The organism is Pedobacter jaeyakensis, assembly GCF_054461315.1.
Window position 1 is genome coordinate 3318294 of sequence record NZ_CM136921.1, and the last position, 16300, is coordinate 3334593.

General features: G+C 39.1%; 15 protein-coding genes. 9 read left to right on the forward strand and 6 right to left on the reverse strand.

All coding sequences use genetic code 11. The features are described 5' to 3' along the window. Positions 1–104 precede the first annotated feature (104 nt). Together ACXZ1K_RS14810 and ACXZ1K_RS14815 are read left to right on the forward strand one after the other, a co-directional pair. Entirely contained in the window at positions 105–467 is a 363-nt protein-coding gene (locus tag ACXZ1K_RS14810) for a hypothetical protein (protein ID WP_458970449.1), read from the forward strand. Beyond that, positions 467–1102: a family 43 glycosylhydrolase gene (locus tag ACXZ1K_RS14815; RefSeq protein ID WP_458970450.1), complete on the forward strand. Its 636-nt coding sequence runs from the start codon at positions 467–469 to the stop codon at positions 1100–1102. Before ACXZ1K_RS14810 ends, ACXZ1K_RS14815 begins: the two co-directional genes overlap by 1 nt. A 41-nt stretch (positions 1103–1143) precedes the next feature. Here the strand turns inward: ACXZ1K_RS14815 and ACXZ1K_RS14820 are convergent, their stop codons facing one another. Further along, on the reverse strand, positions 1144–2295 hold the full coding sequence (locus ACXZ1K_RS14820) for a PQQ-dependent sugar dehydrogenase (RefSeq protein WP_458970451.1): 1152 nt from the start codon (positions 2293–2295) through the stop codon (positions 1144–1146). A gap of 174 nt (positions 2296–2469) precedes the next feature. After that, the gene (locus ACXZ1K_RS14825) at positions 2470–2793 is read right to left on the reverse strand and encodes a hypothetical protein (protein ID WP_458970452.1); all 324 of its coding nucleotides are present in this window, start codon (positions 2791–2793) and stop codon (positions 2470–2472) included. Positions 2794–2887: 94 nt separating this feature from the next. Between ACXZ1K_RS14825 and ACXZ1K_RS14830 the strand changes: the two genes are divergently transcribed. Continuing rightward, positions 2888–3409 (forward strand): hypothetical protein, encoded by a 522-nt coding sequence (locus tag ACXZ1K_RS14830; protein ID WP_458970453.1) that lies wholly within the window; start codon positions 2888–2890, stop codon positions 3407–3409. Between the two features lie 20 nt (positions 3410–3429). Here the strand turns inward: ACXZ1K_RS14830 and ACXZ1K_RS14835 are convergent, their stop codons facing one another. Both ACXZ1K_RS14835 and ACXZ1K_RS14840 read right to left on the reverse strand, forming a co-directional pair. Beyond that, a complete protein-coding gene (locus tag ACXZ1K_RS14835; protein ID WP_458970454.1) occupies positions 3430–3903 on the reverse strand; it encodes a hypothetical protein in 474 nt (157 codons plus the stop codon). A 166-nt stretch (positions 3904–4069) separates the two neighbouring features. Further along, positions 4070–5551, reverse strand: a complete 1482-nt coding sequence (locus tag ACXZ1K_RS14840; protein ID WP_458970455.1) for a hypothetical protein — start codon at positions 5549–5551, stop codon at positions 4070–4072. A 163-nt stretch (positions 5552–5714) separates the two neighbouring features. On the opposite strand from ACXZ1K_RS14840, the gene rbsK reads away from it, so the two are divergent. The 3 genes from rbsK to ACXZ1K_RS14855 are packed head-to-tail and all read left to right on the forward strand — an operon-like array spanning position 5715 to position 9222. Further along, positions 5715–6629, forward strand: a complete 915-nt coding sequence (gene rbsK / locus ACXZ1K_RS14845; RefSeq protein WP_458970456.1) for a ribokinase — start codon at positions 5715–5717, stop codon at positions 6627–6629. 3 nt (positions 6630–6632) lie between these two features. After that, positions 6633–7640 carry a GRP family sugar transporter gene (locus ACXZ1K_RS14850; protein WP_458970457.1) on the forward strand — a complete coding sequence of 336 codons (1008 nt, stop codon included), beginning with the start codon at positions 6633–6635 and terminating at the stop codon, positions 7638–7640. A gap of 16 nt (positions 7641–7656) precedes the next feature. Further along, complete coding sequence (locus ACXZ1K_RS14855; RefSeq protein WP_458970458.1) at positions 7657–9222, forward strand: ADP-ribosylglycohydrolase family protein; 1566 nt, start codon at positions 7657–7659, stop codon at positions 9220–9222. A 223-nt stretch (positions 9223–9445) separates the two neighbouring features. Here ACXZ1K_RS14855 and mnmE read toward each other — a convergent pair whose 3' ends face one another. Beyond that, positions 9446–10816 (reverse strand): tRNA uridine-5-carboxymethylaminomethyl(34) synthesis GTPase MnmE, encoded by a 1371-nt coding sequence (gene mnmE, locus ACXZ1K_RS14860; protein WP_458970459.1) that lies wholly within the window; start codon positions 10814–10816, stop codon positions 9446–9448. A gap of 89 nt (positions 10817–10905) precedes the next feature. On the opposite strand from mnmE, the gene ACXZ1K_RS14865 reads away from it, so the two are divergent. After that, positions 10906–12039 carry an AI-2E family transporter gene (locus ACXZ1K_RS14865; protein ID WP_458970460.1) on the forward strand — a complete coding sequence of 378 codons (1134 nt, stop codon included), beginning with the start codon at positions 10906–10908 and terminating at the stop codon, positions 12037–12039. Here the strand turns inward: ACXZ1K_RS14865 and argS are convergent, their stop codons facing one another. After that, on the reverse strand, positions 12040–13809 hold the full coding sequence (argS, locus tag ACXZ1K_RS14870) for an arginine--tRNA ligase (RefSeq protein WP_458970461.1): 1770 nt from the start codon (positions 13807–13809) through the stop codon (positions 12040–12042). Between the two features lie 80 nt (positions 13810–13889). Here argS and ACXZ1K_RS14875 point away from each other — a divergent pair, with 80 nt between their 5' ends. Further along, complete coding sequence (locus ACXZ1K_RS14875) at positions 13890–15338, forward strand: arginine deiminase family protein (protein ID WP_458970462.1); 1449 nt, start codon at positions 13890–13892, stop codon at positions 15336–15338. After that, positions 15338–16249, forward strand: a complete 912-nt coding sequence (ctlX, locus tag ACXZ1K_RS14880; protein ID WP_458970463.1) for a citrulline utilization hydrolase CtlX — start codon at positions 15338–15340, stop codon at positions 16247–16249. The genes ACXZ1K_RS14875 and ctlX overlap by 1 nt, the downstream gene beginning before the upstream one ends. Positions 16250–16300 lie beyond the last annotated feature (51 nt).

Consider the following 16300-nt stretch of genomic DNA (forward strand, 5'->3'; position numbering starts at 1 on the left):
GTTAAAAATGGTCAATTTAATAAAAACCCTTAAATAGAGCACTAAATTTTATCAGAATATAGGAATTCACAAATCCATAGCATTAATTTTCCCTAAATTTAGCTATGCAAAGATTACATTCAACACCCCTCCTTACGCTGTTATTCCTATTCAGTATTTCCAATATCGTTTATGCACAACGTAAAACAATTGATCCGGGAGAAATTTGGCCGGACCAGAATGGAAACCATATCCAGGCACATGGTGGTGGTATTATAAAAATTAAATCTACATATTATTGGTATGGTGAAGAACGCCGGAAAGGACTAGACCCTAACTTACGCTATGTAAGTTGCTACGCTTCAAAAGACTTGATGAACTGGAAATTTCAAAAAGACGTAGTACAAATGGCTGATCCAGAAAACCTTGGAAAGAGCTGGGTCTTGGAAAGGCCAAAAGTTTACTACCTAAACAAAAGAAATATGTGATGTATTTTCATTTGGACAACAAAGCTTATGCTTACGCCCGGGTTGGAATAGCAGTGAGCGATAGCGCAAATGGAAATTTCAAGTATGTGAAGAGTTTTCGTCCACTTGGACGCCCCAGTCGCGATATTGGACAGTTCATAGATGATGATGGCACTCCTTATCTCATCTTTGAGGATCGCGAACTTGGATTCCACATTGTAAAACTCTCAGATGATTTGATGAGTGTGGAAAAGGAAATGTGTTTAATAAACGCACCTTTGGAAGGGGGTGCCGTTGTTCATTATAATGGACTTTATTATGCAATCGGCTCTGCCTTGACGGGTTGGGGACCAAATCCAAATAAATATGCGACATCAAAGTCACTAGAAGGTCCGTGGACCGAGTTTAAGGATATTGCGCCACCAGAAACCAAAACATATCAATCACAATCTACCATGATGCTAAAGGTGACCGGAACCAAATCAACCACAATAATTTTCATGGCTGATCAATGGCGTCCTGCAAGCCAATGGGATTCCAGGTATCTTTGGATGCCTTTAGAAATTGGAGATGGTAAACTCTGGCTACCAAAACCGAAACCTTGGGCACTGAATGTAAAAAAGGGAACATATACAATTCAGGATGGATTAAAATAAAAATCCCTGTTTAGCCGGGATTTTTATTTTCAATATCTGAATTATTTTTTTGAGATTTTGTAAAGTTTGCCGTTGTCGGTTCCGGCATAGATTGCACCATCCTTACCAATCGCCATACAACGCCAACGCTCGTTTTTATCAGCAAGCAAACGCTCTTCGCCAACAACCTTATTGTTTTTTATCACCAAACGAATAATGTGTTGACCACTCAATGCGCCTACAAAAATGTTATTTTTCCATTCGGCAATATTACCAGTATAAAACAATAAACAACCTGGAGAGATTACCGGATCCCAATAGTACACAGGCTGTACGGTTCCCTCCTTTTGTTGAATACCGTCATAGACTTTTTCACCGCTGTACTCAATGCCATAGGTAACATAAGGCCAGCCATAATTGGCACCTGATTTAATCAGGTTCAACTCATCACCACCACGAGGACCGAACTCAGCCTCCCAAAGGTTACCAGTAGCCGGGTCAATTGTCAAACCATCGGGATTACGGAATCCATATGCATAGATTTCTGGTTTAACATCTGCTTTGCCAAGAAAAGGATTATTGGAAACAGGTTTACCGTCTTTGGTAATGTGAATAATTTTACCCGTTGTAGCATTAAGGTCTTGTGCTTTCTCACGGATTTCCTTCGCTGAGCGGTCGCCAGAACTTACAAAAATATTTCCTTGCTTATCGAATACCAATCGAGAGCCAAACTGCCCCGCTCCTTTAAATCTTGGTGCGGCTTCAAAAATGACTGTTATATTTTCAAGTTTTGTTTCATCTGCAGAAAGCTTTCCTTTCGCAACAGCAAGTGCAGCACCACCATTACCTGGTTGGGCGTAGGTCCAGTAAACCATTCGGTTCTTGGTAAAATCAGGATCAATGTTAACATCCAGTAAACCACCTTGTCCTTCAAACTGCACCTCAGGGAACCCGGTAATGGTTTTTACAATCTTACCATCGGTAGTAAGAATTTGCATCGTCCCTGGCTTTCCACTGATCAGCAAACGACCATCTGGTAAAGCATGCATACCCCATGGGCCCTTTAGTTCTGTATTAATAACAGATGCCACGTAAGAAGTGGCTGATTTTACACTACCGATGCGGGTTTGACCAGCAAATGCAGGCTTATAATCGCTGTTGGCTTTATTTTTTTCTACCGGTGGTCCTGACTGTGCAATAGTTGCTGTACTCACAGACAAAAAGGTTAGACTTAATAATAATGGTTTGCAAATTTTATAATACATATCAATTGTGGGTTTATATCAAACAAAATACAACAATACAGACTTTATGTTTGATTACCACATTCTTTTTACAAAGTCACATTATTTAGGATTAATTACCAGTCCATTTTTCTCACGAATGAGCTAAAAAAGGTGATCAGGACGGACGACAATGTAATCTTCATTCAATGACCCAGCCACATTTTTAAAACTTGTTGGCGTTACTCCTTTCCATGGTTGCGCCTGTATGATCAAGAACCGTGGTGATATTTTATTCCAGCCAATGGAAGCCCGCGCAATATGATCCTTCATCGCCTGTTCAGTTGTACAATAGTTACAGGTCAGCGCCATTCCTGGTAAGCTATTGTTATAAATCGTGAGACCGCCACCGATGTTCTGAGTTGTTACACCGAGCAAGGATTTTGCCTGACCGGCATAGATTTTCCCGGAAGTTGGAGTTAGGAACACAGATTAATCTGAAAATCACTTCTTATCGTCCAATATATTAATTAATTAACACTAAATGGTTACATAATTGTTGTTCGATAAAACATCAATAAATATGAATAAGCAATTCATTCTCATCTTTTTAATGTTGACCAGTATAACTGACTGGACCTATGCACAGGAAAACTTGAAAATAGCTTGGCCGGCTGAATACAAATGGAAAATAGCCTCCAACCAAAAAAGCGGAAACACGCGCATGGTTGAACTAGTGCCGGGAAATGAAAACATGAACAATTGGTCAATCATTGGCACTATGGTTTCCATGATGGGTTCTACCGCCATTTCTGTAGAGAAAGCTATGGATATGACCTATAATCAAACGCTCAAGAATGCGCCGAGAGCCAAACTCACAGTGATTGAGAAGGGTATTAAATCGGGATTTCCATGGATATTGTTTCGAGTAGAGTCGCCAAACTTTAAGAACAGTGTTATTCCGGAATCTCAGCTTTACTATATCATTAGAGGCAAAAGTGCGTTATATTCCAATTTCGTGGCTTTGAGGAAACCCGCATTGGGTGTCTTGTTTGTGGAAAAATGGAGCAAAGTTTTTAAAAATAGCGCGCTGGTTATTAATTAAAAACTCGTTTACCCCCAATACTACTTCACTCTTTCAATTATATAACCTAAACTTGCGCGCTTAGTATTCACATCCCCATCATCTATCCATTGAGACTGTATGTAGAACTTACCATGATCTTTAATCAAGGTAAATTCTGGTTTCATGGCTTTACCTCTGGTATAGCCTGATAAGTTCTTAACATGACTTAATAAAAGTCTCGAGCCATTTACTTTTGCAGATAATTCATCCTCAAATGCCATTTGAAACCCTTCACCTTTGGCCGTGATCTTATTGTTGGTGATGTTGATCTCCAAAGCCCAACCGGCGTTTTGCCCTGCAATATCCCCATAACTAAAATATGTTGAATACTTACCCAACCAAGTTGCTGGAACTGCTGTATGCGAAGATTGGGCAGCTACTACTTTCTGAGTGATATTTTGGCTTACCGCTCTCTGCGGAAAGCTGCTAAACATGATCAAATTTCCTGTGATAATTAAAATTAGCCTTCTCATGTCAGATACAACAAATGAAATTAAAAAAGGATTTGATAAGTTTATTTGCCGATGCAGAATATAGGCTATTTTGAAAATCCACAACGCGAGTTGAATTCGACTCCGTGCTTAGCCTCCAGAAACGATCCCATAATGTGTAGCATGTATTCCGCCTGGGATTTCTTTGTTATATTTTAAATTTATCTTGTAGCCATCTCCGTATATCTAGTAATATAAAGAATTGATTTGTATCTACTAACTTAAAATCACCGATTTGCAGCTTATCCCACAGTCTTCTAATTTGAGCCCTGCTTGCTTTTTTAAAATCAAACATACTTACCATATATATATACTCTTCTACTCCATTTAGATCATCATCTTTATAAACTACTTTTTTAAATGACCGCATATCGTATTTCAAAAGATCAAAATTACCCAGTTCTGCATGTATCATTATATATAAAAGCCGACAAAGACGATAAGTTTGTGTGTCACTAGATTTGTTATACCTGCTTACAGCAAATGCTATATATTTCAATGATTGCTTGTACCTATTCATTCTAAAGGCTGATAGTCCACCATAAAATAACACTTTCAAATGCGCTATGTTACCAAGTGAAAATTTAGACTTGTAGATATCTGGCTCGAAACCTTTCAACTCGGCTAAAGCTTGTTCAAATTGTAGTCTGCTAATGGAAATCTCCAAACTGTAGAACAAATTTGTCTGGGAGCACAACTTAATAAAATGATCAGGATATGATGATTTTGACAGAACTGCCAGCTTATCTATGAAATAATTCATCTCATCATATTGACTGGCCTTGGCAAATGCATCTAGAATGCCTGTTAGGGTGGAAAGATAATCATAAGGCGGAAAATCCCATCTCAAAGCATTTCCTTCCATGAGTTCATGTAATTCCCTAAATGTTTGTAATGCAGACGAGAATTTACCTTTTTCCATAAAAAAATAAGCCTGAAAAAGGAGGTGTAATTTTCTAGAATTGAAGAGGTGTTGGGTACCCCTAGTGACAATTCCAAGTTCAGTCAGGGCTAAATCATCAAAATTAAATACCTTTAATTTCGTCGCATCAGTCTGACCCTGCATAGCCAGCCTATGGCTCAGTAACTCATATAAGGAAAAATGTTCATTTAGCAGGGATAGATTTCTTAGACTCGACTGTGCCTGAAATTGCTTCTCTACTAATTTTTGCTCATTCATTTCTGGATAGGCTTTGAAATTATGCTGGTTTAACTCTGTTCGTATCGCTTGAAAATAGATCATGAAGTCTTGCTGTTCCAGAGCTTGCTTTTGCAGATTTTTTAACTCTTTTTTGGCTGAATAGTGCATAGAACGCTCGGTATATAAATTTGCTTTTAGCAAACTGAAGTATCTGGCGTATCCCGGATCTTGATCAATACGTTGCAACACGAGCATATCTGTTAACAGTTTGGTTAGGTATGCTGCTGCGTTATCCAAAGAAGAACCAGGAAAACTTGAAATCAGCTTCTTTTTAAGTTCAGAAAACGACAGGGTACTGAAGGTCTCAATCATTTCAAACAGCTTCCCATATTGTTTGCCAACCCTTCGAGTCATAAGTTGCTTCTTAAAGGCCATCTTTTCTGAAATAGAAAGCGTACTAATTAATTTCACCAAATCATCTTTAATCATTTTCCGGAATTTATAAATATTAACACACTATAACACACTAATTATCAGCTATAAAATGTTAAATGTAAATAAATTATTGTTGAGCCTATTCATGGTTTTCCATCAAAAATGTGAAATAGTCAAATAGTTTAAACTTATTTTTGATCTGTACCAAATATAGCCTATGAAACCTAATATAATTATAGTCGGTAGTATGAATATGGACATGGTGGTTAGGACAAACCATATCCCAAAGCCAGGCGAAACGATAATGGGTACCGATTTCCTCATGAATCCTGGGGGAAAAGGAGCTAACCAGGCAGTAGCAGTGGCACGTTTGTCAGGCAAAGCCAAATTTATTGGAAAAATTGGAAACGATCTTTTCGGAAGGCAAGCTGCTCAGCTATTTCGGGAAGAGGGAGTTGATACCACTGGACTGCATTCAGACCCTAGTTTACCGTCTGGAATTGCTTTAATAACAGTTGATAAGCATGGGGAGAATAGCATCGTTGTAGCTCCGGGGGCCAATTCGAGTCTAGAGATTACCGAAGTAGAGGAACAAATCAATGATACGCCCGAAGCGCAGGTAATGCTTGTCCAACTGGAGATACCATTAACAACAGTGGCCCACGCAATCAGTGTATCAAAAGCCAGAGGTTTAAAGATTATACTCAATCCAGCACCGGCTCAAACCTTAAGTGATGAGTTTCTAGGCAACATTGACATCATCACACCGAATGAAACCGAGGCAGAATTACTTACAGGAGTGAAAGTTGTAGATATGGATAGTGCGAAAGAGGCAGCCCGGTCTCTGGGCAGAAAAGGAATAACCACAGTTATCATTACTCTGGGACAAAGGGGTGCGCTACTTTATCAAGACGAAAAATTTCACCACATACACACTCCAAAAACAAATGCCCTAGATACTACAGCTGCCGGAGATGTGTTCAATGGTGCCCTGGCTGTTGCCATAACCGAGGGGAAGGAAATGCCTGCTGCAGTAGAATTTGCATGCCGGGCTGCATCCATTTCTGTTACCAGATTAGGCGCCCAAAGTTCCATACCGTATAGAAACGAGTTATTACTAAATAATTTATAGCAAATGTTTATCATAGAAAGTTACACCCTTGCAGTGGTATTTTGTTTTATTACCATGCTATGTTGGGGCTCCTGGGCAAATACACAGAAACTTGTGGAAGGCAAATGGAGATTTGAGTTGTTCTACTGGGACTATGTAATTGGCATAGTAATTCTTTCGCTCCTATCTGCATTTACCCTGGGAAGCCACGGAACAGAAGGTCGGCCATTCCTGCAAGATCTTCAGCAAGCTGAATTCAACAATTTGGCAAGTGCCTTTTGTGGAGGGATCGTATTCAACCTGGCGAACATATTACTTACAGCGGCTATCGCAGGAGCTGGCATGGCGGTTGCCTTTCCAATTGGTATTGGACTTGCACTGATTATTGGAGTTATTTTAAATTATCTGTTAGCAAACAAAGGGGATGTCAATTTATTATTTTTGGGCGTATTGTTGATCGCAACTGCAATTATTTTAAATGGTTTGGCATACAACGCGCATAAAAATAAGAAACCGAATGCCTCGGTAAAAAAGTGGATTGTGGTTGCAATCATCTCAGGAATCTTGATGTCTTCATTCTATCCGTTCATCGCTGTGAGCATGGATCTCCAAAATTTTCAAAACCCTGCATTGGGCAAAATGACGCCTTATACAGCTTTTGTCATTTTTGCTTTTGGAATATTTGGAAGCAACCTGATATTTAATACCATATTGATCAAAAAACCAATAGCGGGTTCTCCTCTAAAATATGGCGATTATTTCGCTGGAAAATCTTACTTTCATTTTACTGGCATACTCGGAGGGGTTATATGGGGTATTGGAAATCTCCTTAACCTGATTGCTGCTGGGAAAGCTGGCCCCGCAGTGTCGTATGGATTGGGACAAGGTGCAACACTTGTGGCGGCCCTTTGGGGTATTGCTATTTGGAGAGAGTTTAGAGGGAGCAATTCAAAAGTTAATTCGCTGATTTTTGCGATGTTTATATGCTTTATTTTGGGCATAGGGACGATAATAATAGCGGGAAAAAGCTAATAGATACTATCAAATAATGAGAAAATATATCAGTAAACTTAGCCTAATCATATCCATTACAATTCTGGTCCCGATCATAGGCGCAACCAATATTACCATAGAAAGCAAAACTTTAAAGCTTAGCAAGGCCGTACTCAAGGACAAGATAAAAGGTGGTTGGGCGGGGCAAACCATTGGTGTAAGCTTTGGTAGTTACACAGAGTTTAAGTACAATGGAACTTATATTCAGGACAATCAAACCATACCTTATGAAGAAGGATATGTTAGAAAATTGATGGAAGAATGGCCAGATTTGTTCGACGATATTTATATGGACCTCACATTTGTTGATGTCATAGAAAAACAGGGCTTAAATGCTCCTGTCGATACCTTTGCAAATGCATTTGCAAAGGCATCATACAGTTTATGGCATGCCAATCAGGCCGCAAGATACAATATCCTGAACGGCATCAACGCTCCTGAAAGTGGACACTGGTTGAAAAACCCCCATTCCGATGACATAGATTATCAGATTGAGGCAGATTTTGCAGGTTTAATGAGTCCTGGTATGCCAAACACAGCCAGTAAAATTAGTGATAAGGTCGGCCATATTATGAATTACGGTGACGGATGGTATGGAGGAGTATTCATTGGAGCAATGTATAGCATAGCTTTTACTAGCAACGATGTCAATTTAGTTGTAGAACAGGCACTAAAAACAATTCCTAGAAACTCGCTTTTTTATAAGTGCATAGCAGATGTGATTGGATGGCATAAGCAATTTCCATCAGATTGGAAACAAACATGGTTTGAAATACAGAAGAAATATGCCGCAGAAAATGGTTGTCCAGAGGGTATATTTACCCCCCTAAACATTGATGCAAAAGTAAATGCCACTTATGTTGTTATGGGGCTTTTATATGGCAATGGGGATTTTACAAAAACTCTTGAAATAGCAACAAGAACCGGGCAGGATTCAGACTGTAATCCATCTTCAGCAGCAGGTGTTCTGGGAACGATGCTAGGATATGAAAAAATACCAGACTATTGGAAGAAGGGTTTAAAAAATTGTGAGGACCTGAACTTTAAGTATACCTCTATGTCATTAAATAAAGTATACGATATTGGCTATCAACACGCTCTGGAAATGATTCGTGCCAATGGAGGGAAAGTTCTACCTGATCAGATTGAAATAGCGCTCCAAACTCCCGCAACTGTAAGGTTTGAGCAAGGATTTAATAATGTGCATCCAATTCTCAAAACAGTTTTGAATAAAAACATGGGTGTAACTTATGATTTTGAATTCGAAGGCACAGGATTCGTCTTGCGTGGAAGCAATGATAAACATGATCCAATGGCACCAGATTACAGTTTTATTACAAAGGTATACGTAGACGGAAAACTTCATGAAACTGCTATCTTATCCTCTTCCTTCAAAACACGCAGACCTGAATTAACTTGGAAATACCAGCTACCTGAAGGGAAGCATCGTGTCAAACTGGAAGTTACAAATCCTGATTCTGGTTATCATCTCAGACTATGGGATTGCATCATTTATGGAAATAGAGTGATAAATGGCCTAGATGCCCATTCTAGCAAATAGATGACATTTATTTATTAAAAATCGAATAGGAACATTTAATCAAATAATTTGTTCATCATTTGAATACACGGTAAGGAGCAAAAGCGTAAACGGTAAAGAATAGCGTCTATGTATATGGTGATCGAAAGAGCCAAAACTTGAGATGATAATTACGGATCGTTATGTAAAATACAATCATGCGGCAACTAGAAATGCTAAGAGGAATTGGTTCTATTTTGTACTTTTATTTGCCAATGCAGAACTTACTAAATATATTCTCTAACAAATCGTCCGTTGTTACTTGTCCCGTGATCAGACCTAAATAATGTAGTGCTTGTTTAATATCCATTGCTAAAAAATCAGATGTGACCGGATTGTTCAATCCATTGACAACATTATCCAATGCTCCCCTTGTTTTTTGAAGCGCTTCGACATGCCTGATATTCGTTACCATGGTGTGATTATCTGATAACCTATCGCCTACCGCAGTTTCATAAAGTAGTTGTTTTAACTCTTCTATTTGCTGATTTGCTTTTGCAGAGATGGCTATAAATTTAATATCATCAGATAATTTAAGTTCTTTAAATTTATCGTTGTAAGACAAATCTATTTTATTGGCAATAGCTAAAAAAGGAACGCCGGGTCTGTAAAGTTTAGCAATATCCTCTCTTATTTCTGTAATGGATAGGTTGATGACGTCAAACATGTATAGCAACACTGCCGACTGGTCGATCTTTTGCATCGTCTTCTCCACCCCTATCGCCTCGATAGTATCTGTTGCTTCTCTAATACCCGCAGTATCTATTAATCTAAAATTGATACCGTTAATATTTAATACCTCTTCAATAGTATCACGTGTGGTACCTGCTATTTCACTAACAATAGCGCGGTCGTCATTTAGCAATGCATTTAACAAGGTGGATTTTCCAGCGTTTGGTCGTCCTGCAATAACGGTATTTATTCCAACCTTAATTACATTTCCCAATTCAAAAGAACGGATCAATTTGTTTATAACCAGATTAATCTTATTGATAAGGTCCTGCAGCTGATCCCGATTGGCAAACTCCACATCCTCTTCAGCAAAATCCAGTTCCAGCTCAATCATCGAAGCAAAATGAATCAGTTGTTCTCTCAGTACATTAAGCTCTGTGCTGAACCCACCTCTTAACTGGTTCATAGCCACTTGATGAGCCGCAGCAGAATCTGAAGAGATGAGATCTGAAACTGCTTCCGCCTGTGATAAATCTAAGGACCCGTTCAAAAATGCTCTTAAGGTAAATTCGCCCGGCTTAGCAGCAGTAGCTCCTTTTTTTATCAGCAAAGTGATAATCTTTTGGATGATATAGTTTGATCCGTGACAAGATATTTCAACCACATTCTCTTTAGTGTAAGATTTCGGTGAAACAAATAAACTAACCAGAACTTCGTCAATAACCTGCCCCTCATCCTTAATCAATCCAAAGTGAATCGTATGCGAGTCTTGATCTAGCAAATTCTTCCCGATGAATACAGAATTGGTGATTGATATGGCTTCTTTCCCTGATAATCTGATCACCCCAATTGCCCCAATTCCTGGAGGTGTAGAAAGCGCAACAATCGTGTCGTTAGAAATCATAAGTAAGCCGTTGACTGGTTAAAACGCAAAACTAGACAAACATTTGATACCTTGTAGTGTTTAAACTTCGAAAAGCAAACAAATTACTAATGAAAGACATGCCGCTAACCGTAAAACGGTCTATCGAATTACTTGGATTGGTGCTGGTAACAGCTATACTGGTAATTGGTAACGACATTATAATGCCAGTTATCATGGCATTCTTTATCAGCATCTTATTGCTACCCATTTTTAGGTTCTTTATCAGGATTAAGTTTCCTGAAGTTGCAGCTATAGTAATTCCTATCCTGGTGTTAGCAATTTTTTTGGGGCTGATTGTGTGGTTTTTTTCAGCGCAGATCGGATTACTTGTAGATGATTTCCCTCAAATAAAAAAGAATGTAGGAATCCATCTGAATGCTTTAAGCAACTGGATTGGAGAAATCAGTAATTTCTCTACCAAAGAACAGGTTAAATTTATCAACGATAAAAGCAATGATCTTCTAGGCATGGCTGGGAAAGCAGCTGGCGGTGCGGCTGTCACGTTAAGTTCTATTTTCGTATTCGTAGGTCTCCTGCCGATTTACATCTACCTGATGTTATTTTACAAAGATATATTGCTGCGCTTTATATTTATGTGGTTTCATACCGATCATCACCCACGTGTCAAAGAGGCCATTTATGAAACTGAAGCCATCATTAAAAATTACCTTCTGGGATTATTAATCCAGGTTACTTATATGACCATTTTATTGGGAGGATTACTATTTTTCCTGGACATTAAGCATGCGCTCTTAATTGGGGTTATTTTTGCAGTGCTTAACTTAATACCGTATGTGGGAGCGCTTATAGGAAATATCATTGGTGTACTACTTACGCTTACTTCTTCTACAGAGCTTTGGCCGGTATTGACCGTATTAATTGTCATCGCAGTTGTTCAATTTTTAGACAATAACATCTTGATGCCAAGAATAGTAGGCTCTAAAGTTAAGATCAATGCACTATTTGCCATCCTTGGTGTAATTATTGGAGGAAGTATTGCTGGTGTTTCAGGCATGTTTTTATCCATGCCAATCATTGCTGTTCTTAAAGTAATTTTCGACCGAACAGACACCTTCAAACAGTGGGGCGTATTGCTGGGAGACGAGCGCCCAACAAGAAGCCCAATGAGTTTCCCTGTATTCAGAAAGAAGAAACTTATAGCCACAAAACCTGGTGTAGAAAAAACAAAAGAAAAGGACTAATTACATCCTTTCAGGCACTGTTATACCCAGTATCTTCATTCCTGATTTAATCACATTGGCAGTAACCTGGCTCAAGTTTAATCGTAATTGTTTGATTTCCTGATCCTCCTCCTTCACAATAGGCGGAACTTCGTGGTAAAACTTATTAAACAATTTGGCCACCTCATATAGATAATTAGCTAGCGTAGCCGGGCTATAACCCTGGGCTGCCGCTTCTATTTCTACCGGGTATTTAGACAGTAAAATAATAAGCTCAGATTCTGTACCTGTTAATGCAGAAATATTATTCGCATTAGCCGGCTGGTATGCTGCTTTATTTAAAAGGGATTTGATACGTGCGTGTGTGTATTGGATAAAAGGCCCTGTGTTGCCTTGAAAATCGATAGATTCTGAAGGATCAAACAGCAGACGCTTTTTTGGTTCCACTTTCAATAAAAAGTATTTTAACGCCCCCATTCCAATCTGATAATAAAGCGCCTCCTTTTCCTCTTCAGAGAAATTGTTCACCTTACCAAGGGCTTCTGTTTTTTGTCTAGCCGTAGCCACCATTTCCGCTATAAGATCATCGGCATCGACAACGGTACCTTCTCTTGACTTCATTTTTCCACTCGGCAAATCAACCATACCATAAGAAAGGTGATGTAATCCCTTAGCCCATGTTTTACCTAATTTCTCCAATATAAGAAAGAGTACTTTGAAGTGGTAATCCTGTTCATTACCTACTACATAAAGCGATTCGTCCATATGAAAATCATCGTACTTCATTTGGGCAGTGCCCAAATCCTGGGTAATATATACCGAAGTTCCGTCAGCACGCAGCACCAGCTTTTGGTCTAATCCATCTGTAGTCAAATCAATCCATACAGAACCATCCTCTTTCGTAAAGAAAACGCCCTTTTCCAAACCTTCATCAACGGTACCCTTTCCTAGTAAATAGGTATTGCTCTCGTAGTAGTATTTGTCGAAATCAACTCCAAGGTTTCTGTAAGTTACATCAAAACCCTGGTAAACCCAGCCATTCATCTTCTCCCATAGAGCAATCACTTGAGCATCTCCCGCCTCCCAGGCCTGCAGCATACTTTGCGCTTCTCTAATTAAAGGAGCATTCTTTTTTGCATCTTCTTCAGTTTGACCTTCTTGTTTTAATGCATCGATCTCCTTTTTATATTCTTTATCGAATATAACATAGTATTTACCTACCAAATGATCGCCTTTTAGGCAAGCACTTTCTGGGGTTTCGTTATTGCCCCATTTTTGCCAGGCTAGCATAGATTTACAAATATGTATGCCACGATCATTCACTAAGTTTACTTTGTAGACTTCATAACCGTTGGCCTTAAGAAGTTCGGCGACAGAGTATCCAAGCAAGTTGTTCCTAACGTGACCAAGATGAAGCGGCTTATTGGTATTTGGTGATGAATATTCTACCATCACCTTCTTACCGTTAGGCTTAAATGTCCCAAATGCTTTGTCCAGCAATTCATTGTTAAACAAATTGATCCAAAAGGAATCAGCAATGCTTAGATTTAAAAATCCTTTTACAACATTGTAGGTGTTAACTTCTTCTACATGCTCAACCAGGTAGTCTCCAAGATCGGTAGCCGTCGCTTCCGGAGATTTCTTGGAATATTTAACAATTGGAAATACAACTATAGTTAATTGACCTTCAAACTCTTTCCTGGTATCTTGTATATTGATAACACCCTCGGCTACATCCTCATTATAAAGCTGTTTAATCCCGTTAAGGGCTGCTGTAATCAAAAAATTCATGGCCAAAAATAACCAAATTAGCCATAAGGAGCGAATATTATGTTCTAAAAAATGGATAGCTTTGCATCTGAAGAATCAATATGAAGGAGCATACGCAGAACTTTAAAGTAAACGTTAACACCGAAATAGGCAGACTTAGAAAGCTCCTGATCCACAGTCCGGATAGCGGCTTGGGAAAGGTAGTCCCCTCTAAAGCCCAGGACTGGCTTTTTGAAGATATTGTTCATCTGGACACGATCCGTAAAGATGAGTATGATTATTACATCAAACTGCTGATGTACTTTCTGGATCCAGAAAAGATTAAAGGAAAGCTAGCAGCGATAGACGCTGAAACGGCAAACCGCGCCTTCTTTAAACCGAATCATCCAGACTTTCACAACTCAGCAGCTGTTATTGAAATTCAAAACCTTCTGGCAGATATACTGGCAGATTCATCTACCCGAAAAAAACTAGTTGCAGCCGTTTGTGCAATTGAGGGATGCACCTATAAGCTACAGTTGGAACTGGTTGATACAGATCCTGTAGCATTAGCCAGGATCTTTATTTCGGGAAGTTTGGAAAATGATGCGATGATATTTCCCCCGATCCCCAACCTCATTTTTACAAGGGACGTAGGCATCACAATTAATGAATATATTCTATTAAATAAACCGGCTAAAAAAGCAAGAAGCAGAGAAACCCTACTCATGCGGTATATATTCTTCAATCACCCGATCTTTGAAAATTACCGTCAGAACATTTTAGAGATTCCTGATCCTGTGCAACACTTTCTTCGCCCGGGAGAGGAAGACGATCGAAGAACAACACTTGAAGGCGGCGACGTAATGATGGTGAGCCCTAATCACGTTTTGATTGGCTGCAGCGAGCGTACGTCCGCCTATGGCGCCAATGAAGCAATTAAGCTGCTGTTTGAAAATAATGTCGTAGAGAAAGTTACGGTAGTTAAAGTTCCCAATAAAAGGGATTTCATGCACATTGACACTGTTTTTACGCAGGTGAAGAGAAATGTTTGGACGCTCCTGAGTTCTATTTCAAAGTATCAGCCAGTCAATCTGGTCGAACCAATTAATTTTTTGGTGGAACCAGACAAAAAAGAAATTACTGAGATTATTCAGTTCAATAAAATTTCTCCTGAAAGCCCAAGAAATTTTGAAAGCATTGAGGCTTTGCTAGATGATATTAGTCGCACGGATCTCAAGAGCACTGTACCAACCAAGTTTATTTACAGCGGCAATGGCTCCTTCCCATATGATGCACGTGAACAGTGGACCGACTCTTGCAATTTGCTTGCGCTAAAGGAGGGGGTTGTGTTGGGTTATGACCGTAATGATAAAACTATTGAGGCATTTAAAAGTCACGGGTTTAATGTGCTTAACGTAAAGGATTTGCTTGCAGATTTAGAGGCAGGAAAAGTAAGTGCAGATGAACTCATAGATACACTTGTCTTAATGCCTTCAGCAGAACTATCAAGGGCACGCGGAGGTTTTCATTGCATGAGTTTACCTATATTAAGAGACGATATATCCTGATGCAAGCCACCAATATATTATTGATGATTCGGCCCGTTAACTTCAAATTTAATGAGCAAACCGCTGAAAACAACAAATTTCAAAAGCCATCTAACAGAATTGATACACAGCAAGAAGCATTAAAGGAGTTTGATAATTTCGTCGCTGTACTCCGTAAAAATGATATCGAGGTGATGGTAATTGAGGATACCAATACGCCAGAAACGCCGGATTCTATTTTTCCAAACAATTGGATTTCATTTCATGAGTCTGGAAAAGTGATACTTTACCCAATGTTTTCAGAAAACAGGCGACAAGAAAGAAAACCAGCAATCTTAAAAACTGTAAAAGAAAAGTTTGAGGTGAAGCAATTGATCGATTTATCTCACTATGAACAACAGGACGAATTTTTGGAAGGAACAGGAAGTATGGTGTTGGACAGGGTTCATAAAATTGCTTATGCCTGCATATCTTCAAGAACCCATGAAACGGTCATGAATGATTACAGCAATCAAACTGGCTACAAAATCGTTTCTTTCTATGCAGTGGATAATTCAGGCTATCCCATCTACCACACCAACGTGATGATGTGCGTTGCAAAAGATTATGCGGTGGTTTGTTTAAATGCGATACCAGATGAGATGGAACGCACTTTTTTGGAAAAAACACTTCAAGATACAGGAAAGGAAATCATAGACATCAGCATCGACCAGATGAACCATTTCGCCGGCAACATGCTACAGGTAAAAAACAAAGCAGGAGATTCATTGTTAATCCTTTCTGAACAAGCTTACCTTTCGCTTTCAAAAGAACAAATCGACAAGCTGGAGGGCTACAATCCCCTGGTATATGCTCCACTTTATACCATTGAAGAAAACGGTGGTGGGAGTGCCAGATGCATGCTTGCTGAAATACACTTGCCGAAGCGGTAACTTTGGACATTTCTTTAACAATAAAAGTTATTCATTAAAGATCAATTCTCA